Here is a 19814-nt window from a genome sequence, read left to right on the forward strand (position 1 = left end):
GCACGGGGCGGCGGGGTCGCCGATCATGCTGGCGGGGCTGGTGGGCATCCTGGCGGTGATGGTGCTGTGGTTCAGGGATGTCATCAAGGAGTCCATGTCAGGGCTCTATGACGCCCAGATGGATCGGTCCTTCCGCTGGGGCATGGGCTGGTTCATCTTCTCGGAAGTGATGTTCTTCGGCGCCTTCTTCGGTGCGCTGTTCTATGTGCGGACTTTGGCGCTGCCATGGCTCGATGGTGAAGGTGCCAAGGGCGTGTCGGCATTGCTGTGGCCCGACTTCACCGCCAGCTGGCCGCTGGAGAACCCACCGGACAGCGCCATCTCGGGGCCGACCGAGACCCTGAGCCCGTGGCAGCTGCCGCTGGTCAACACCCTGCTGCTGGTGTCCTCGAGCATTACCCTGACGGTCGCCCACGAAGCGTTGAAGATGGGGGAGCGTCGCGCTACCCACAACTGGTTGTTCGGTACGGTGCTGCTGGGCACCTTCTTCATCATCATCCAGGGGGTCGAGTACTACGAAGCCTACCATCACCTGGGCCTGACCCTGGAGGCGGGCATCTACGGCTCGACCTTCTTCATGCTGACGGGCTTCCATGGCCTTCACGTCATCATCGGCACCATCATCCTGGCCAGCATCCTGATGCGTATCCGCAAGGGCCATTTCAGTGGCGACAACCACTTCGGTTTCGAGGCGGCGGCCTGGTACTGGCACTTTGTCGACGTGGTCTGGCTGGGGCTGTTCATCTTTGTCTACGTGTTCTGAGGCAGGCGGCGTGGGGGCCGCTCAGCCGATCGTTCCGGTGGCGAAGCCATAGGCCAGCAACGCCAGCAGCAGGGCGGCCAGGGCTACCCGGATCTTGAGCGAGACCAGCAGGCGGCGTGAGTGGCTGTCGTCCTTGAGCAGGAAGCCGACCCCGGCCGCGAGACTGGCCAGCATGGCCACGAACACGATCAGAATCAGGATCTTGAGCAGCATGGTGAGAGTCCGTTCGAGTGAGGGAAAAAGGTGTGGTCCGGGTCGGCTGGTGGCCTGGTGCCTGCTGTGTGCAGCGCTGATGGTGCTGGGTATCGGCCTTGGACTATGGCAGTGGGAGCGCGCCGCCGGCAAGCGCGACTATCTTGCAAACCTTGCCGAGGCACCGACCTTGAACATGCCAGGGACATTGCCGCCGGACGGCAGCCGCCTGTCGCTCGAAGGCGTCTTTCAGGCCGACGAAACCCTCTACCTGGACAATCGGATGCTCGGCAATCGACTCGGGGTAGCGGTGCTCACGCCCTTTGTCGACGTCGAGGGACAGCGGTGGCTGGTGGAGCGCGGCTTTCTCGAGACAGGGGTGTCGCGCCAGGCGCCCTACGCAGAGACGCCGAAGGGGCTGGTGTCGCTGAGCGGTGACTGGCAGGCGGATGGCCGGCGTACGCCGCGGTTCGGTGACAACCTCGAAGGCACGCGACTGCAGCGCATCGAACTCGGAGCCTGGGACGAGGAGTTCAGCTTTGCCGGTTGGCTGCATCAGCGCCAGGGTCCCGGGCATCTGGAGGACTGGTGGACGCCTAACGTCATGCCACCAGAGCGACATCTGGCCTATGCACTGCAGTGGTGGGGGCTTTCGTTGGTGGCGCTGCTGGCGCTGCTGTTTGGAGGTCGACGACTCTATCGCGATCTTTGCGGGGCGGGCGTCACGAGCGCTGAAAGGTCAATTGTTGATATGTCCGCCAGGCAAGAACGCTAAGGCCGTGAGATGGCAAGACCGCGAAAGAAAACCGCGAAAGAAAACTGCGGAAGACAATAACGCCGCGAAAGACAGGAAAGGGTCGAAAGACAAGCGACATCGGCGAGGGCAAGAGGCTAGCGCGAGAGCACGACACTAACGCGAGAACAACAGATACCCGATAGCCCAGCGGACACGACAGGACCGAACGTGTCGACGCAAGGAGTGGAGGTGCGAGGATGACGACGATGGGGTGGCAGCGGCTGAAGCTGGTCGCACTGATCGCGATCTTTGTGATGCCCATGGCGCTTGCCTGGGGCATGGTCGAGTTCCGTATCGGCATTCCCGACAACCGTACCGCACACGGGGCGCTTGATGCCGATGTGCCGCCGCTATCCCGGTGGCCGGCTCTTGAGCGCACAGACATTGCCAGTCGCGATCGTGGAGGGGAGGTCGCGGCGCATGCCTGGACCCTGGCCTACGACTGCGGCGATAGCTGCGCCGAAGACGCGGATCGCTGGTGGCGCCTGCACCGGGCGTTGGGCAAGGACGCCCATCGTCTGAGTCGGGTGCGCGTGGGTGGAGACGCTGCCGCCTTGCCTGGCGAGTCGCTGGTGACCTGGACCGAGTCGCCGGAGTGGGCCAGTCAGGGGCAGGCATGGCTGCTTGACCCCCAGGGGTGGGTGGCGGTCGCCTATCCTGCCGGGGTGGAGACCCGGGCGGTGATGGACGACATCGAGCATCTGTTCAAGCGCAACCCCGAGCCACCGCTTGCTGCCCTGGGCGAAGATCCCGGTGAGGCCGAGGCTACGCAAGGTGCCACCGAACTGGTCAGTCTGAACGACAGCCAAGGTGCCAGCGAAGACGCCCGCCAGGAGGTGCGCCATGAATGATCGACGCCTGGCGACGCTGCGGCTCCTGAGTCTTGTGGGGGCGCTGTTCACCGCCCTGGTCATCATGGCCGGTGCCTTCACCCGGTTGCTGGATGCGGGGCTGGGTTGTCCCGACTGGCCGGGCTGCTATGGGGCGCTGGTCGTGCCCGATGCAAGCAGCGCTCTGCTGCATAGTCCGGATGCACCGCTGGAGGCATCCAAGGCCTGGATGGAAATGATTCATCGCTACCTGGCCGGATGTCTCGGGGTCATGGTGATGGCCCTGCTGGTGCTGGCCTGGCCCAGGCGGCGCAAGCCTGGGTTTCCCTGGCGTCTGATGCTGATGCTGTTCGCCGCCTTGATGGTGCAGGGGGCCTTCGGTGCCTACACCGTGACCCTCAAGCTGTGGCCCCAGGTGGTAACCCTTCACCTGCTGGGTGGTCTCACGGTGATGACGCTGTTCATCTGGCTGCATCTGCGCCTGCGTCGTGTCGCCAGGGGGGAGGCGGCGCTCGCTGCCCGACCACTGGGGGCGCTGATGGGGGTGGCCACCATGCTGCTGGTACTGCAACTGGCGCTGGGGGGCTGGACCTCCAGCAACTACGCGGGCATCGCCTGTCAGGGGTTTCCCACCTGCAATAGCCAGTGGGTTCCCGACACCGACTGGGGTGAGGGCTTCCACCTTACCCAGACGGTGGGTCCCAACTATCTGCACGGGGCCCTGCACGCCGAAGCACGCACGACGATCCATCTGGCCCATCGGCTGGGAGCGCTGGCGTTGACGCTGGCGCTGGCACTGGTGGTGATCCGTCGCTGGCATCGCCGTGAGATGCGGCCCTGGCTGCTGACGCTGGCCGGGGCGACGGCGTTGCAGGTCGCCCTGGGTATCGCCAATGTGCTGCTGTGGCTGCCGCTGGGCCTGGCGCTTCTGCATACTGCCGGCGCGGTACTGCTGGTCTTCAGTTTTACCCTGGTAGCGTGGAAGCAGCGCCATTCAAGACAGGCGGTGAAGGGACGTCAACGCCAGACCAGAGGAGGGTGGCTCCATGCGTGATGCACAGGCCATGGGTGCAGCGACCCATCCGCTATGGCGTGACTTGCTGACGTTGTGCAAATGGCGAGTGGTCATGGTGATGCTGGTATGCGCCCTGGTGGGGATGTTGCTGGCGATCCCCGGTGCGATATCGCCAGCTGCGCTTAACGCCATGGTGTGCGGGCTTATCGGGATTGCACTGGCCGCCGCCGGGGCGGCGGCGATCAACCACGTGGTGGATCGCAAGCTGGATGCGCGGATGCATCGCACCTCGCGGCGCCCGCTGGCGTCCGGTCGCTTGTCGACGCCACTGGCGCTGGCCTGGGCGCTGTCATTGTCCACCTCGGGGGTGGCGCTGCTGGCGCTGACCGTCAATCCGTTGACCGCTTGGCTTACGCTGTGGTCGCTGGTCGGTTATGCGTTGATCTACACGGTATTTCTGAAACGGGCCACGCCGCAGAATATCGTCATCGGTGGTGTCGCAGGTGCCGCGCCGCCACTGCTGGGCTGGACCAGCGTGACCGGGACAGTGGGAGCCGAACCGCTGCTGCTCATGTTGATCATCTTTGCCTGGACGCCGCCGCACTTCTGGGCGCTGGCGATCTACAAGCGCGATGAATACGCCGAGGCCGGCGTACCGATGCTGCCGGTAACCCATGGCCTCGCCTTTGCCAGACTGCAGGTCTGGCTATATGGCTGGTTGACGGTAGCGGCCACCTTGCTGCCGTTCACCATCGGCATGAGTGGCTGGCTCTATCTGGTCAGCGTCTGTGTGCTCAATCTACGCTTCATGCAGTGGAATCTCAGGGTCTGGCGTGGACACGACGAACAGGCGCCCTTGCAGGCCTTCTGGTTTTCCATACGCTATCTGCTTGGCGTCTTTCTGGCCTTGTTGCTGGATCACTATCTGAGTATCGCCTTGAGTCCTGCATAGCCCTTGCCGTCATTCAACGGTTCGGTGTCACGGGAGTGTCATCGGCAGGTGGCAACAATGCAGACGGCAGTCACCGGTCTTTCTCGCGATGGATGGTTCAGCCTCTCTGGTAGATGTGTAGAATGCCCCCTTTGACCATCGCACAGGGGGCTGCATGTCCACGACGCTCGCTTATGCCTTGCTCGGGCTTGGCATTGTCATCATTGCCGCGTTGGCGTGGTACGCCTGGTCGTTGAAGAATGAGGTGCGGCGCCGAGAGGGAGTGATTCGGGACGAGGAACGTCGTGCCAGGGAAAATGGCCTGGAAAACCTCGGTCTGGTTGCGTCGGCGCTATTGCAGCGTCAGGTCGATGTGACCGAAGGCTGCTGGCGGTTGAAAGTATTGTTCGAGATCATCGATCCGGCACTGCTTGAGCGGCGCGAGTTCAGAGTCTTTGCCGAGGTCTACGAACAGACCCGTCATCTGCACACACATCAGGCTCGTCAAGAGCTTACGCCCAAGGAGCGGTTCGCTGAAGACAAGCAGCGACTGGCCGTGGAAGAAGCGAATCGCGACGATGTGCTGGCTGCGGCACAGGCTGCGCTGGATTTTCAAGCCCGTTACCCCGACTCTCTCAATTGAGCGATCTCGAACACTGTTCGATGAAGTGAATGACGGGCGGGTATCGCCTGTGCTAGTTTGATTGTACAGAAGCGATACGTCATGATATCGCCTGCAAGGGATTGGTCGTGCAGCAATTGTCTTGCACGATGGGCCGTTGGCAGAAGACGTTGAGATATTGGCGACTAATAGACTGGCTAGGCGCTGTATTTCATGCTTTTCTTGCCTATGAGGAAGTAGGGTACCTATCCTGTTTCTCGATCGGCACAACATTGGACCCGCTGAAGAACAGGGTTACCCGTATTCAGCATTGAGTGTCAGATAGAAGAAGGAGTCTTACATGAAAAAATCAACGACTGGCTTGCTGCTCGGTTCTGCACTGGTTGTCGGCCTCTCCGGCTGCGCCAGCTCCGCCTCTCAGTCCTCCTCCGGCATGAGCGCATCTGACGCCAAGCCGTGGTACCAGCACCCGATGGTGTGTGGTATCGCTGGTGGTCTGATCGGCGGTGGTATCGGCTACGGCACCACCAGCGATGACGACGAGGAAACCGGCGCTGCTGTCGGCGCGACCGTCGGCACCGTGGCTGGCGCTCTGCTGTGTGCCGAGCCGAACAAGGAGCCGATGAACGCTCCGAAGGATTCCGACGGTGACGGCGTCTACGACGCCAACGACCAGTGCCCGGGTACTCCGGCCGGTGTCGCCGTGGACGCAGTGGGTTGCCCGCTGGATTCCGACAACGATGGCGTGCCGGACTTCCAGGACCAGTGCCCGGGTACTCCGGCTGGCGTCGAGGTCAACTCCCTCGGTTGCGAGAAGGACCTGGTCCTGCGTGACGTGAACTTCGAGTTCGACTCCGCCGTCCTGACCGCTCAGGCTGAGCAGGTTCTGGCTGGTGTTGCCGAGCGTCTGCGCGCCAACCCGAACGTCGGCGTGCGCATCGAAGGTCACACCGACAGCGTCGGTTCCGACAGCTACAACAAGCAGCTGTCTCAGGAGCGTGCCGCTTCCGTTGCTCGCTTCCTGGCGAGCCAGGGTGTTCAGCCGAACCGCATGCGTGCCATCGGTTACGGTGAAGAGCAGCCCATCGCGACCAACGACACCGATGCAGGTCGTGCGGAAAACCGTCGTGTGGAACTGGGTGAGTGGCAGTAAGTCTGCCCTGACCGAGTCCGTCTCGATCGCCTGATCGAGCACGATGACATCAGCGAGGCGCCTTCGGGCGCCTCGCTGCGTTTCGGGTGGTGGTGGCCAGGCTTGCCATTCCGCTCGCTAAAGGTGTCGCGACGCCCTCCACAGGGGTAGAGCATGGCGCCGGCGGCGCCATTTCTGATATTCTATGTCGCTGTTTCACCCCTCGAATCCATTTTGGCGACACGTGATCCCTGGTATGGATCACCACTGCGCACAAGGACAGCTTGCATGCCCATCGTGACACTGCCTGACGGCAGTCAGAGAACCTTCGATTCCCCCCTTAGCGTCATGGAGCTGGCCGAGAGCATCGGCCCGGGACTTGCCAAGGCCTGCGTGGCCGGCAAGATCGACGGCGTATTGGTGGACGCCGCGGACCTGATCGAGACGGACGCCGAGGTGGCGATCCTGACCGCACGTGACGAGGAAGGCCTGGAGATCATCCGGCATTCCTGTGCCCACCTGATCGGGCACGCGGTCAAGCAGCTCTATCCCGAGGCCAAGATGGCCATCGGCCCGGTGATCACCGACGGCTTCTATTACGACATCGATTTCGGCCAGTCGATCACCCCGGAAGACCTCGAGACCATCGAGAAGCGCATGAAGCAGCTAATCGATGAAGAGTACGACGTGGTCCGCGAGTACGTCGATCGCGATGCCGCGATGCTGGAATTCCTGCATCGCGATGAGCCCTACAAGCAGGAAATCGTGCGCGGGATTCCCGAAGGCGACACTATTCGCCTCTACCGCCACAAGGAATATACCGACATGTGTCGTGGGCCCCACGTGCCCAACACTCGTCACCTCAAGGCGTTCAAGCTGACCAAGCTGGCCGGTGCCTACTGGCGCGGCAATGCCGACAACGCCATGCTGACCCGCATCTACGGCACCGCCTGGGGCGACAAGAAGCAGCTCAAGGCCTACCTGCACCGCCTCGAGGAGGCCGAGAAGCGCGATCACCGCAAGCTGGCGCGTCGTCTCGACCTCTTCCACATGCAGGAAGAGGCGCCGGGCATGGTGTTCTGGCACCCCAACGGCTGGACCCTGTGGCAGCGCGTCGAGCAGTACATGCGCGGCGTCTACAAGGAGGGCGGCTATCAGGAGATTCGCTGCCCTCAGATCATGGACGTGTCGCTGTGGAAGAAGTCCGGCCATTGGGATAACTACGCCGACGGCATGTTCTTCACCGAGTCCGAGAAGCGTGAGTACGCGCTCAAGCCGATGAACTGCCCGGGCCACGTCCAGGTGTTCAACTCCGGTCTGCGCAGCTACCGTGAACTGCCGGTGCGCTTCGGCGAATTCGGCGGCTGTCACCGTAATGAGCCGTCCGGCGCGCTGCACGGCATCATGCGAGTGCGCGCCTTTACCCAGGACGACGGCCACATCTTCTGTACCGAAGAGCAGGTGCAGCCCGAGGTGACGAGCTTCCATCGCCAGGCGCTCAAGGTCTACAGCGACTTTGGCTTCGAGGATATCGCGATCAAGATCGCCCTGCGCCCGGAAAAGCGCATCGGCGACGACGACACCTGGGATCGTGCCGAGAACGCCCTGCGTGGAGCGCTGGAGGCCTGTGGGGTCGAGTGGCAGGAGCTGCCGGGCGAGGGCGCCTTCTATGGTCCCAAGATCGAGTATCACATGAAGGACTGCCTGGGCCGCGAGTGGCAGGTCGGCACCATGCAGGTCGACTTCATGATGCCCACGCGGCTGGGTGCCCAGTACGTGACCGAAGAGGGCGAGCGCAAGCCGCCGGTCATGCTGCACCGTGCCATCGTCGGTTCCATGGAGCGCTTTATCGGCATCCTGATCGAGCACTACGCCGGCGCCATGCCGCTGTGGCTCGCGCCGGAGCAGGCGGTGGTGATGATCATCACCGATGCCCAGAAGGAATACGCCGAAGCCTTGACCTCACGACTGCAAAAAATCGGTCTTCGCGTCAAGTCGGACTTGAGGAACGAGAAGATCGGCTTTAAAATTCGCGAGCATACGTTGCAGAAGGTACCCTATCTCCTGGTGGTCGGAGATAAGGAAGTAGAGGCCGACTCGGTGGCTGTGCGTACGCGCAGCGGCGAAAATCTGGGCACCATGACCGTGGACGCCTTTATTGAACGAGTTCAGGCCGAGCGGTACTAACGGGTAGGCGGCATGGGCCGCCCCCTCGTGTGAGGCTCTAGGCACGCACCTTCCCAGCTCTCGCACCTTCCAAAGCTACAGTGGAGACGGAACCATCAAGAGAAGCAACCCCAGAGGACGCCCCCAGGACAAGCGTCCGCCAATGAACGAGCGCATCACCGAAGATCAGGTCCGCCTGATCGCCAGCGACGGCGAACAGCTTGGCATCGTGGATACCCGCGACGCCCTTGAGCGTGCCGAAGCGGAAGGGATGGACCTCGTACAGATTTCCAATGCCGATCCGATCGTCTGCAAGATCATGGATTACGGCAAGTTCGTCTTCGAGCAGAAGAAGCAGAAAGCTGCTCAGAAGAAGAAGCAGAAGCAAATCCAGGTCAAGGAAGTCAAATTCCGTCCTGGCACCGACGAGGGTGACTATCAGGTCAAGATGAAGAACCTGATTCGATTCCTCGAAGGTGGCGACAAGGGCAAGGTCACCCTGCGTTTCCGCGGGCGTGAAATGGCGCACCAGGACATCGGCCGCAAGCTGATGGAACGGATCGCAGCGGATCTCGAGGAAATCGGGACCGTGGAATCCTTCCCCAAGATGGAAGGGCGCCAGATGATCATGATCATTGCCCCCAAGAAGAAGTGATCCGACGGCCGGTTCAACGATTGGTCAGCCTGTGAAGGCTGGCCATTGGCCCCGGATTTTCTAAAGAAACTCGAGCGGAGTTATTCTCATGCCGAAGATCAAGAGCAACAGCGGCGCTGCCAAGCGCTTCAAGAAGACTGCCAACGGCTTCAAGCACAAGCAGTCCTTCCGTAGTCACATTCTGACCAAGAAGTCCACCAAGCGTAAGCGTCAGCTGCGCGGCATGCAGCAGATCCACGACGCCGACAAGGCACTCGTGCGTCGCATGCTGCCGTACGTATAAACCCTTGGTGAACCCCCTTTAACGTCAGGAGAGTGCTATGACTCGTGTCAAGCGTGGTGTCGTCGCCCGTCGTCGTCACAAGAAGATCATGAAGCAGGCCAAGGGCTACTACGGTGCCCGTTCGCGCGTCTTTCGCGTTGCCAAGCAGGCCGTCATCAAGGCCGGCCAGTACGCGTACCGCGACCGTCGCCAGCGCAAGCGTCAGTTCCGTGCCCTGTGGATCCAGCGTATCAACGCCGGTGCCCGTCAGCACGGTCTGTCCTACAGCCGCTTCGTCGGTGGTCTGAAGAAGGCCGGTATCGAAATCGACCGCAAGGTCCTGGCTGACCTGGCCGTTCACGAGAAGGCAGCCTTTGCTGCCATCGTCGAGAAGGCCAAGGCTGCCCAGTAAGCGCGTTCGAATGATGAGCGAGCTCTCCCCATGGGGAGACGAGCGTTCATGATCGCCCCAGGGGAAGAGCAGCCGCTCTTCCCCTGTTTTTTTGGCGACCCCTTTTTCATCGCGATCTCTACTATTGCGCGACCACTCCACCACTGAACGATCAACGATATCGGAGCTCAACGTATGGACCACCTTCCCGACCTGGTTCAACAAGCTCGCGACGCCATCCAGTCAGCCGACTCCATGGCCGCACTCGACGAGATTCGCGTCAAGTACCTGGGCAAGAAGGGCGAACTGACCGCGCTGCTCAAGGGGCTCGGCAAGCTGCCCGCCGAGGAGCGCCCGGCGGCCGGTGAGCGCATCAACCAGGCCAAGCAGGAGCTGGCCAAGGAACTCGATACCCGGCGCGAGGCCCTGGCCAAGGCCGAACTCGACGCCAAGCTTGCCGCAGAACGCCTGGACGTGACCCTGCCGGGTCGTGGACAGCCCACTGGTGGCCTGCATCCGGTGACACGCACCCTGGAGCGTATCGAAGGCCTGTTCCGTCGCATCGGCTACGAGGTGGCGGTGGGGCCAGAGCTCGAAGACGATCACCACAACTTTGAAGCCTTGAACATCCCGGCCCACCATCCGGCGCGGGGCATGGCCGACACCTTCTATTTCGACGCCACCCGGCTGCTGCGCACCCACACCTCGCCGGTCCAGGTGCGCACCATGAAGGCCGAGGAGCCGCCGATTCGCATCGTCTGCCCGGGTCGGGTGTACCGCAGTGACTCGGATCTGACCCATACCCCGATGTTCCATCAGGTCGAGGGCCTGCTGATCGAGGAAGACGTCAGTTTCGCCGACCTCAAGGGCACCATCGAAGACTTTCTGCATGCCTTCTTCGAGCGCGATGACCTGTCGGTACGTTTCCGTCCGTCCTACTTCCCCTTTACCGAGCCCTCCGCCGAGGTCGATATCGCCTGCGTGATGTGTGCCGGTGAAGGTTGCCGTGTGTGCTCCCACACCGGCTGGCTCGAGGTGATGGGCTGCGGCATGGTCCACCCGGAAGTCTTCCGTCACGGCGGCATCGATCCCGAGCGCTATACCGGTTTCGCCTTCGGTATGGGTGCCGAGCGCCTGGCCATGCTGCGCTATGGCGTCAACGATCTGCGCCTGTTCTTTGAAAACGATCTGCGCTTTCTTCGTCAGTTTCACTGAGCGCTGCGGGCCAAAGGGCCCGATAAAGAACATCGAATGCAGGAACAGGACGTCAAGGAGTCCTCATGAAAGTATCCGAACAGTGGCTGCGTGAGTGGGTATCTCCGCAGCTTTCCACCCAGGGGCTTGCCGACCAGATCACCATGGCGGGGCTCGAGGTGGACGCCGTCGAACCCGTGGCGGCGGCCTTCAGCGAGGTGGTAGTGGCCAAGGTGGTCGACAAGGCCCAGCACCCTGATGCCGACAAGCTCAACGTCTGTCAGGTCGACGACGGAAGCGGCGAGACCGTGCAGGTGGTATGTGGCGCCCCCAATGTGGCCGCCGGCCAGCATATCCCGTTCGCCCGGGTGGGCGCGGTATTGCCGGGTGACTTCAAGATCAAGAAGGCCAAGCTCAGGGGCGTCGAGTCCCGCGGCATGATCTGCTCCGCCTCGGAGCTGGGCCTGGAGGAGGGCACCTCCGAGGGTATCCTGGTGTTGCCCGAGGACGCTCCGGTGGGCACCGCCCTGCGCGACTACCTGGGCCTGGATGACCACACCATCGAGGTCGATCTGACGCCGAACCGCGGCGACTGTCTGAGCGTCCAGGGCCTGGCCCGCGAGGTTGGCGTGCTCAACCGTCTTGGCCTGGACGAGCCGCAGATCTCCGAGGTTGCGGCCAGCCATGACGAAACCTTCCCGGTCAGGGTCGAGGACGCAGAGCGCTGCCCGCGCTATATCGGCCGTCTGATCAAGGGCGTCGATATCAGCCGTCCCACGCCGATGTGGATGGTGGAGCGTCTGCGCCGCAGCGGCGTACGCGCCATCGATCCGGCGGTGGACGTGACCAACTACGTGATGCTGGAACTGGGTCAGCCGCTGCACGCCTTCGATCGTGCCAACCTCGAGGGTGCCGTGATCGTGCGTCTGGCACGCCAGGGCGAGGAGCTCGTGCTGCTCGATGGCCAGACCGTCAGTCTCGACCCGAGCACCCTGATCATCGCCGACGAGAAGGGACCGCTGGCCCTGGCCGGAGTGATGGGCGGCGAACACTCCGGTGTCGGCGAGGCCACCCGCGATATCTTCCTGGAAGGCGCCTTCTTCACCCCCTTGGCGGTGGCCGGACAAGCGCGCTCCTACGGGCTTCACACCGATGCCTCGCATCGCTTCGAGCGCGGCGTCGATCCCGAGCTGACGCGCCGTGCCATCGAGCGGGCGACCGAGCTTCTGATCGCCATCTGCGGCGGCGAAGCCGGGCCGCTCAATGAGCAGGCATCCGACGCTCACCTGCCGGCTCAGCGTGAGGTGACCCTGCGCACGGAGCGGCTGGCCAAGGCGCTGTCCAAGCGCCTGGACGACGCCGAGGTCGGCGAGATCCTCGAGCGCCTGGGCATGGCGGTGGAAAGCATCGACGCTGGCTTCCGGGTCAAGGTGCCGAGCTGGCGTTTCGACGTCACCATCGAGGAAGACCTGATCGAGGAAGTGGCGCGGATTCACGGCTATAACCGTTTGCCGGTGCGTCGACCCGCCGTGCGCCTGGCGCTCAAGGCGGACCACGAGGCCAGAAGCCCGTTGTCGCGTCTGCGCCGTCAGATGACCGCACGGGGCTATCAGGAAGCGATCACCTACAGTTTCGTCGCCCCGGAGCTGCAGCGTGTGCTGCTGCCCGAAGCGGTGTCGCCGGTGCTGGCCAACCCGATTTCTGCGGATCTGTCGGTGATGCGGGCGAGCCTGTTCCCGGGCCTGGTCAGGGCGCTTGAGCACAATCTCAATCGCCAGCAGACCCGCGTGCGCCTGTTCGAGAGCGGCCTCGTTTTCCGCGGTGAGCTCGATGAACTGGAGCAGGTGCCGATGCTCGGCGCCATCGTCTGCGGCTCGCGCCTTCCCGAAGGCTGGGCCGGCGGTCGCGACAAGGTCGACTTCTTCGATCTCAAGGGTGACCTCGAGAGTCTGTTCGAAGTGACCGGCAGCGCCGACGCCTGGCGTTTCGAGCCGGGCGAGCACCCGTCACTGCATCCCGGACAGTGCGCGCGCATCCTCCATCGCGGCGAAGAAGCCGGCTGGATCGGCACCCTGCACCCGGCGGTCAAGGCCAAGCTCGGTCTCAAGACCGACGCCGTGCTGTTCGAGGTGCGCCTCGACGCGCTCAGCCAGGGCAGCATCCCTGCCTTTGCGCCGCTGTCGCGGTATCCCGAGGTGCGTCGCGACCTGGCCTTTGTGGTGGATGAAGACCAGCCGGTGCAGGCGCTGCTCGACCGCGTGCGTGCCGAAGCCGGTGAATGGCTCACCGAACTGGGGCTTTTCGACGTCTATCAGGGCAAAGGCGTAGCCGAAGGTCGTAAGAGTGTGGCCTTGGGCTTGACCTGGCAGCATCCTTCGCGCACGCTAAATGACGAAGAAATCAATCAGTTGGTCGATGCCATCGTGGCAACGGCTCGGCAGGGACTCGATGCCGAGCTGCGTGCCTGACGCTTTCCCCTGACGGGCGCGGACGGTTGGCGTGACCATCACCATGAGGATAAGAACATGGGAGCGTTGACCAAGGCAGAACTGGCCGAGCATCTGCATACCGAGCTCGGCCTGTCCAAGCGGGAGGCGAAGACCATGGTGGAAGCCTTCTTCGAGGAAATTCGCGCCTGTCTGCGGGAAAACGAGCAGGTCAAGCTGTCGGGATTCGGCAATTTCGATCTGCGCGACAAGCGTGAAAGGCCTGGGCGAAACCCCAAGACGGGAGAAGAGATTCCGATCTCGGCTCGGCGTGTGGTGACCTTCCGGCCCGGGCAGAAATTGAAAAGCCAGGTGGGGCATCCCGAGGAAGCCTAGAGGTGTGAAGCCTTGGCTTTGCTGGCCTCGCCCGATCGCCAAGCGTTGCTCCACGACGGTGTCGTCTTGCATCGTCTTGAAAGGTCCCGGCCCGTAAAGGCGTCACCTTGAAGAAGTGCCGTAACCGAAGGTCGTGACGCAAAGTGTCATCGTAAAAAGCGCCGCCCCAAAAGGGCGGCGCTTTTTTTGTGACGGGACTGGAGTGGAGCCTTGCAGCAGAGCCTTTGCAGCTGTGGCTGATATCAAGGTCATAGGCGCGCCGGGCGTCAGCCTTCCTCGGTGCTCTGGCGATCGAGATTCGTCTGTCGGGCTTCTTCCTCCCTTTCCTGAGCCTCCTGGGCCAGTGTCTTGCGCGGCAACAGCAGGTTCAACAGGAAGGCGCTGATCGCGGCGATCACGATGGGTGCACCTGTGACCACGTCCTTGACCGTTTCCGGGAACTGTTCGATCGCCGACGGCACCGAGGTGATGCCCAGGCTAAGGGCGAGAGACAGCCCGACGATGGTCATGTTGCGGGCGGTCATCTCGTCCTTGATCAGCAGTTGGATGCCGGTCACCGTGATCATCCCGAACACGGTGATGGTGGCGCCACCGATGACCGGATAGGGGATGGTCGTCATCAGCGCGCCGAACTTGGGGCTGAGGCCGGCCAGCAGCACGATGACACCCGCCAGCATGAAGACGCTTCGACTGATGACCTTGGTGATCGCCACGATGCCGACGTTCTGGCTGTAGGTGGAGGTCGGCAGGGCACCGAAGAAGGTGCTCAGGGTGGTCGTCAGGCCATTGCCGAGCAGGCCGCCGGTGAGTTCCTTTGTCGCCAGTTCCCGGTTCATCCCCGCCACGCTGGTCGCGGAGAGATCGCCAATCGTCTGGACCGAATTGATCACGCAGATCACCACCATGGAAATGATGGCCGCGGAGTGAAACTCCATCTCGAACGGCATCAACTCCGGCACCGCCAGCCATGGGGCGTTGTTCACCGGGGAAAAGTCGATCATGCCCAGCGGTATGGCGACCAGATAGCCCACCAGCATGCCGATGATGATGGCCGACAGCTTGACCACGCCGCGCCCGAACTGGGACGCCACCAGGACGGTGACCAGCGTCAGAACGCCCAGGCCCCAGTTGACGAGATCACCGAAGCCTTCGGCGTTGACGTTGCCACTGCCAGCCATGTAGCGGATGGCGATGTCATAGAGCGATAGTCCGATCACCAGCACCACGGTGCCCGCCACCACCGGGGGAAAGAGGTGGCGGATGAACTGGATGAAGTAGCCCACCACCATCATGGTGATGCCACCGATCAATTGGGCGCCCAGGATGCCCTCGATGCCGTACTGGGCGCCGACGGCGATCAGCGTTGGCACATAGGCGAAGCCGACACCGAAGATGGCCGGCAGGCGGGCGCCGAACTTCCAGGCGCCGTAGAGGTGGAAGAGGGTGCACACGCCGGAGGCAAGCACCGCTACCTGAATCAGCTGGAGCTTTTCCGCCGGGGTGGCGCCGACCACGCCGGCGACGATAAGCGGCGGCGTGATGACACCGGCGATCATCGCCAGCACGTGTTGAAGCGAGATGGGCAGCGCCCGGGCTATGCCGGGCCGGCCGTGGAAGTCGAACAGCGTCGTGGGGGGTGTCTGCATGATCCTGGCCATTGTGGTTGTTGTCAGGGCGTCTGTAGTCGCTGAATACACTATGCAACGTTAGTGTATCCAATGTAGGACGACGAACTGTATACAACAATGGTTCGATACCTGATATCGGCGGTACGAACAAAACGGCAGAATCGGTAAGACAACGACGACATGGACAATGGCGATATCGACCTGGAGGCCGAGGCTCTGGTGGAATAGTCGACGAGTGCAAGTGTCGCCAGGAGCGGTGCTAGACCCCCTTGCCTTCCAGATACCAGGTAATGACGACCTTTGCCACGTAGCCCAGCATGCCGGCGCCAAGCACGATGAACAGCATCAGGGTGCCGAAGCGGCCAGCCTTCGACTGCTTCGCCAGGTCCCAGATGATAAAGCACATGAACAGGATCAGGCCGCCGATCATGATGGGGGTGATCCAGGCCTCGAAGGTCTCGCGCATGGGGCTCTCGCTTGTGTGGTGGCGGTGGGCGGGGGAGTGTGAACTGGCCTGCCATGGTATCCGGTCCAGACACGGCTTGCAGCGCCCGAGGGATGCGCAGGCGCCAGCCTACGTGCTAGAATCCGACCAAAATTCTCAGGTAATTCCATCACATGCCTACTCTCAAGATACTGGTTGGCACCATGTACGGTGGTGCTCTCGACGTAGCCGAACAGGTCAAGCCGTTATTCGAGGACGCGGGCTACGAGGTTTCGGTGCTCGAAAACCCGACCCTGGCCGACGTCACCGACGACGCACCCGATCTGGCGCTGTTCTGCGTGTCTACCACCGGCAGCGGCGACTTTCCGGGAAATTTCGTCAGCTTCGTGCGCGAGTTGCAGGACAAGAGCCCCGGCCTTGGGCAACTTCGCTATGGCCTGATCGCCCTGGGCGACAGCTCCTACGGAGAAACCTTCTGCGGCGCCGGGCGCCGCCTGGACCAGCTGCTCGAGGAACAGGGCGCAACACGCCTCGACGACCGGCTCGAGATCGACGCCATGGAGACCTTCATGGCCGATGACGAGGCGCTGCCCTGGGTCGAGGGCTGGATTGCCCGTCAGAACCTGAAGGTGGCCTGATGGCCAGGGCGATCGCGAGCCCAGCTCGCCTGAGCCTGATGGTCGGCCTGATGCTGGTGCTGGCGCTGACCTTGCCGCGGTACCAGATGGCCGGTCTCGATACCCGCGAGACGCTGGGCTATATCGTGCTCGGTGTACTGGCCCTGGCCAGCCTGTTTCAGTGGCGGTTGCTCGATGGCGCGGGACGCTCGCGCTTTCTACGCATGCTGTTCACCCTGTTGGGCTGCATGGTCGTAGGCCTGGTGGTAATGGCGATCTACAGCACCCTGGTCGATGGCATGGCGCTTGGCCTGGCGGTGCTTTCCCAGGGCGCGACCGCGGGGCTGTTGCTGCACGCCGTGGTGCTGGTGTTCTCGAAGCGGGATTGATTAAAGGTCTCAATGCACATCGCCCCGAGCCTTGCGGCTCGGGGCGATGTGTTTTTATGGTGCTGCGGGTACGGATGAGGCCGATCAGGCGACAGCGCCGCCCAGGGTATAGCAGGGAACATAGTCACCCGCGAGTTTCATGCGACCCTGGGCGACGAAGGACGTCAGCAGGGCGTCGAGCTTCTCCATCAGGTCGGCCTCGGCGTGCAGGCGGAAGGGGCCGTGGGCCTCGATGGCGCGAATGCCCTGTTCCTTGACGTTGCCGGCGACGATGCCGGAAAAGGCGCGGCGCAGATTGGCGGCCAGTTCGTGCTTGGGCAGTTCACGGTTCAGCGCCAGCGACGCCATGGCTTCGTGGGTCGGCACGAAGGGCTCCTGGAAGTTACGCGCGATGGTCAGGCGCCAGTTGTAGTAGAAGGCATCCTGGCGGGCGCGCCGATACTCGGTGACCTTGTCGATGTTGGCGCGCATGGTGCGGGCCACCTCGGTCGGGTCATCGATGATGATCTGATAGAGCTCGCGCACCGATTCGCCGAGGGTGTAGACCAGGAATTCGTCGATTCGCTGGAAGTACGCGGCGGCGCTGGCGGGGCCGGTGAACACCACCGGGAACTCCATGTCGGCGTTGTCCGGGTGCAGCAGGATGCCGAGCAGGTAGAGGATTTCCTCGGCGGTGCCGACCCCGCCGGGGAAGACGATGATACCGTGGCCCAGGCGCACGAAGGCTTCCAGGCGCTTCTCGATATCCGGCATCACCACCAGTTCGTTGACGATGGGATTCGGCGCCTCGGCGGCGATGATGCCGGGCTCCGACACCCCCAGGTAACGGCCGGGGTAGCGGCGCTGCTTGGCGTGGGCGACGTTGGCGCCCTTCATCGGTCCCTTCATGGCGCCAGGGCCGCAGCCGGTGCAGATGTCGAGATCGCGAAGCCCCAGGTGGTAGCCCACGTCCTTGGTGTACTCGTACTCCTCACGGGAGATCGAGTGGCCACCCCAGCACACCACGAGGCTGGGATCCCGGCTAGGCTTGAGCGTGCCGGCCTTGCGCAGGATATGGAACACCGCGTTGGTGGTGCCCTCGCCGGTGGCCAGGTCGAAGCGCGACTGGTTCTGGATCTCATTGTAGACGTAGACGATGTCGCGCAACACGCTGGAGATATGCTCGCGGATGCCGCGAATCATGCGGCCGTCGACGAAGGCCTCGGCGGGGGCATCGGTCAGCTTCAGACGTACCCCGCGGTCCTGCTGCAATAGCTCGATATCGAAGTTGGGGTAGGTCTCCAGCAGGGCCAGGCCGTCATCCATGGGGTTGCCGGAATTGAGCACCGCCAGCGTACAGCGGCGCAGCATCTCGTGCAGACCGGTCTGGGAGCTGTCGCGCAGACGATTGACCTCGTGCTGGGACAGAATCTCGAGGCTGCCCTCGGGGGAGATCGTGGTGGAAATGGTCTCGGGCATAAAAGGCTTCCTTGTCTGGGCGGGTGTCAGGGCGCAGGGGCCTTGGCACACGCCTGATTGAAGAGGGCGCGCACGGCGCTCTGATCCGCGTCGCTCATGCCGTCCTGGGCAAAGGCGCCGTCCAGCCATTCATGGAAGACGGCGTCGAAATCGTCACTGGTGACTTCGCTCGGGTCGTAGTCCAGCTGGTCCACCACCAGGGGGATCTGGGGAATCAGATAGCCCAGCGGAAACAGCTCCTCGGCGCTGGCGTCACGCTCCATGTCGATCAGGGCATCATGGATGGCGTCGGCACGGGCGGCGATGGGGTCATGCATGGTGGTGAACTCTTGGTCGGAGGTGGTGTGAAATGAACGCTCGATCATGGCTCGATGCTACCACGGCCGGGCGTCAGGGCGCACCGCTGCGGGCTTCGTGCTGAAGTGGTAGACTATGCCGACCCAAGGAAAGGGCCTCGGTCACTGCGTGGGCATTTCCTCAATTGGCCTTGGTTTGCAGCAGCCGTGACCTGGCTTGTCGCTGGCCTGCAAACCGGACGGATCACCCTGGCGTCACTCCATGTTCAATGCCCTGTACTTCCGCACCTTCATCACCCTGGTAGAGACCGGCAGCTTCACCCGTACCGCCCAGCGTCTCGAGATGACCCAGCCGGGGGTGAGCCAGCACGTGCGCAAGCTCGAGCGTTATCTGGACAAGACCCTGCTGGAGCGCCAGGGGCGCCGCTTCCGGCTGACCGAGGCCGGTCGCCGAGCTTACGACTACGCGGTAAAGCTGTTTTCCGAGCATGAACAGTTTCGTCACTCTCTGGACGACGAGAGTCTCGACAGTGGCGAGTGTCGGCTGGCGTCACCCGGCAGCATCGGGCTCATGCTCTATCCGTTTATCCTGGGCCAGCAGCAGCGGCATCCAGGACTGACCGTATCCTATTGCTTCGCCTTCCATCAGGAGATCCTGGCCGATGTGCTGGCCGGTCGGCACGATCTCGGCATCGTCACCGAGGTCACCCGTCACCCGGATCTCGAGTGTGAGGCGTGGCACGACGAACCCTTGAGCCTGGTAGTGCCGGCGGACTTTACCGGCACCAGCCTCAATGACCTGCTGGGGCTCGGCTTCATCAGCTATACCGATGGTCTGGACAAGGCCGGTAGCCTGCTGCGAGCCAATTTTCCCGACGACTTCAGCTCCATGAGCCATTTCCCGCGCCAGGGCTTCACCAACGAGGTGGGCATGGTGCTCGACGCCGTGGCCCGTGGCCTCGGCTTCAGCGTGGTCTCGCGCCTGGTGCTCGAGACCTCGCCCTGGCAACGTCAGGTGCGCGAGATGACCCTGACCCACCCCATGGACGAGACGCTCTACCTCGTCAGCCGACGCGGGGCGCGGGTCCCCAGTCGCTACCACCACCTGCTCGAGGCCTTTCGCGAGCAGCGACACCTGGAGCGCTTCGGCCACCCCGAGGGTCGCCAGGCCGAGGGCTGAGGCGTCAGTCCTTCCTCCTTGTATCAACCG

General features: G+C 62.9%; 22 protein-coding genes. 17 read left to right on the forward strand and 5 right to left on the reverse strand.

The genetic code is table 11. The features are described 5' to 3' along the window. The coding region (locus RBB39_RS20995; RefSeq protein WP_306169387.1) for a cytochrome c oxidase subunit 3 at positions 1-763 on the forward strand (763 nt) is incomplete at its 5' end. Positions 764-784: 21 nt separating this feature from the next. Here RBB39_RS20995 and RBB39_RS21000 read toward each other — a convergent pair. Then, positions 785-976: a DUF2909 family protein gene (locus RBB39_RS21000; protein ID WP_045991503.1), complete on the reverse strand. Its 192-nt coding sequence runs from the start codon at positions 974-976 to the stop codon at positions 785-787. Here RBB39_RS21000 and RBB39_RS21005 point away from each other — a divergent pair. The 13 genes from RBB39_RS21005 (at position 975) to ihfA (ending at position 13771) form a co-directional block, all read left to right on the forward strand. Continuing rightward, entirely contained in the window at positions 975-1730 is a 756-nt protein-coding gene (locus tag RBB39_RS21005) for an SURF1 family protein (protein WP_253028659.1), read from the forward strand. The genes RBB39_RS21000 and RBB39_RS21005 overlap by 2 nt on opposite strands. Positions 1731-1948: 218 nt before the next feature. After that, on the forward strand, positions 1949-2602 hold the full coding sequence (locus RBB39_RS21010; RefSeq protein WP_204248914.1) for a hypothetical protein: 654 nt from the start codon (positions 1949-1951) through the stop codon (positions 2600-2602). Continuing rightward, the gene (locus RBB39_RS21015; RefSeq protein ID WP_045991501.1) at positions 2595-3635 is read left to right on the forward strand and encodes a heme A synthase; all 1041 of its coding nucleotides are present in this window, start codon (positions 2595-2597) and stop codon (positions 3633-3635) included. Before RBB39_RS21010 ends, RBB39_RS21015 begins: the two co-directional genes overlap by 8 nt. Beyond that, on the forward strand, positions 3628-4548 hold the full coding sequence (gene cyoE, locus RBB39_RS21020) for a heme o synthase (RefSeq protein ID WP_045991500.1): 921 nt from the start codon (positions 3628-3630) through the stop codon (positions 4546-4548). Before RBB39_RS21015 ends, cyoE begins: the two co-directional genes overlap by 8 nt. Positions 4549-4702: 154 nt before the next feature. After that, the gene (locus RBB39_RS21025) at positions 4703-5170 is read left to right on the forward strand and encodes a DUF2489 domain-containing protein (protein ID WP_045991499.1); all 468 of its coding nucleotides are present in this window, start codon (positions 4703-4705) and stop codon (positions 5168-5170) included. 319 nt (positions 5171-5489) lie between these two features. Continuing rightward, positions 5490-6302, forward strand: a complete 813-nt coding sequence (locus RBB39_RS21030; RefSeq protein WP_045991498.1) for an OmpA family protein — start codon at positions 5490-5492, stop codon at positions 6300-6302. A gap of 267 nt (positions 6303-6569) precedes the next feature. After that, a complete protein-coding gene (gene thrS / locus RBB39_RS21035; protein WP_045991497.1) occupies positions 6570-8468 on the forward strand; it encodes a threonine--tRNA ligase in 1899 nt (632 codons plus the stop codon). Between the two features lie 94 nt (positions 8469-8562). Further along, positions 8563-9102, forward strand: a complete 540-nt coding sequence (gene infC / locus RBB39_RS21040; protein ID WP_083970214.1) for a translation initiation factor IF-3 — start codon at positions 8563-8565, stop codon at positions 9100-9102. Between the two features lie 88 nt (positions 9103-9190). Next, entirely contained in the window at positions 9191-9385 is a 195-nt protein-coding gene (gene rpmI, locus RBB39_RS21045; RefSeq protein WP_045991495.1) for a 50S ribosomal protein L35, read from the forward strand. A gap of 37 nt (positions 9386-9422) precedes the next feature. Further along, positions 9423-9776, forward strand: coding sequence for a 50S ribosomal protein L20 (rplT, locus tag RBB39_RS21050; protein WP_045991494.1), 354 nt, complete (start codon positions 9423-9425; stop codon positions 9774-9776). Between the two features lie 174 nt (positions 9777-9950). After that, positions 9951-10970, forward strand: a complete 1020-nt coding sequence (pheS, locus tag RBB39_RS21055) for a phenylalanine--tRNA ligase subunit alpha (protein ID WP_045991493.1) — start codon at positions 9951-9953, stop codon at positions 10968-10970. 65 nt (positions 10971-11035) lie between these two features. Next, entirely contained in the window at positions 11036-13417 is a 2382-nt protein-coding gene (pheT, locus tag RBB39_RS21060; RefSeq protein ID WP_045991492.1) for a phenylalanine--tRNA ligase subunit beta, read from the forward strand. Positions 13418-13474: 57 nt separating this feature from the next. Beyond that, entirely contained in the window at positions 13475-13771 is a 297-nt protein-coding gene (ihfA, locus tag RBB39_RS21065) for an integration host factor subunit alpha (protein WP_045991491.1), read from the forward strand. A 266-nt stretch (positions 13772-14037) separates the two neighbouring features. Here the strand turns inward: ihfA and RBB39_RS21070 are convergent, their stop codons facing one another. Beyond that, a complete protein-coding gene (locus RBB39_RS21070; protein WP_045991490.1) occupies positions 14038-15417 on the reverse strand; it encodes a uracil-xanthine permease family protein in 1380 nt (459 codons plus the stop codon). Positions 15418-15658: 241 nt separating this feature from the next. Continuing rightward, positions 15659-15865 (reverse strand): DUF2788 domain-containing protein, encoded by a 207-nt coding sequence (locus RBB39_RS21075; protein WP_045991489.1) that lies wholly within the window; start codon positions 15863-15865, stop codon positions 15659-15661. 152 nt (positions 15866-16017) lie between these two features. On the opposite strand from RBB39_RS21075, the gene RBB39_RS21080 reads away from it, so the two are divergent. Further along, a complete protein-coding gene (locus RBB39_RS21080; protein WP_045991488.1) occupies positions 16018-16482 on the forward strand; it encodes a flavodoxin domain-containing protein in 465 nt (154 codons plus the stop codon). Beyond that, positions 16482-16850 (forward strand): hypothetical protein, encoded by a 369-nt coding sequence (locus RBB39_RS21085; protein ID WP_045991487.1) that lies wholly within the window; start codon positions 16482-16484, stop codon positions 16848-16850. The genes RBB39_RS21080 and RBB39_RS21085 overlap by 1 nt, the downstream gene beginning before the upstream one ends. A gap of 84 nt (positions 16851-16934) precedes the next feature. Here the strand turns inward: RBB39_RS21085 and ppnN are convergent, their stop codons facing one another. Continuing rightward, complete coding sequence (ppnN, locus tag RBB39_RS21090) at positions 16935-18308, reverse strand: nucleotide 5'-monophosphate nucleosidase PpnN (RefSeq protein ID WP_045991486.1); 1374 nt, start codon at positions 18306-18308, stop codon at positions 16935-16937. A 26-nt stretch (positions 18309-18334) separates the two neighbouring features. Further along, complete coding sequence (locus RBB39_RS21095) at positions 18335-18673, reverse strand: YfcL family protein (RefSeq protein ID WP_045991485.1); 339 nt, start codon at positions 18671-18673, stop codon at positions 18335-18337. 193 nt (positions 18674-18866) lie between these two features. Between RBB39_RS21095 and RBB39_RS21100 the strand changes: the two genes are divergently transcribed. Next, positions 18867-19784: a LysR family transcriptional regulator gene (locus tag RBB39_RS21100; protein WP_045991484.1), complete on the forward strand. Its 918-nt coding sequence runs from the start codon at positions 18867-18869 to the stop codon at positions 19782-19784. Positions 19785-19814: the final 30 nt, after the last annotated feature.

The sequence above is a fragment of the Halomonas sp. MMSF_3323 genome (assembly GCF_030733595.1).
GTDB classification, from domain to species: domain Bacteria; phylum Pseudomonadota; class Gammaproteobacteria; order Pseudomonadales; family Halomonadaceae; genus Halomonas; species Halomonas litopenaei.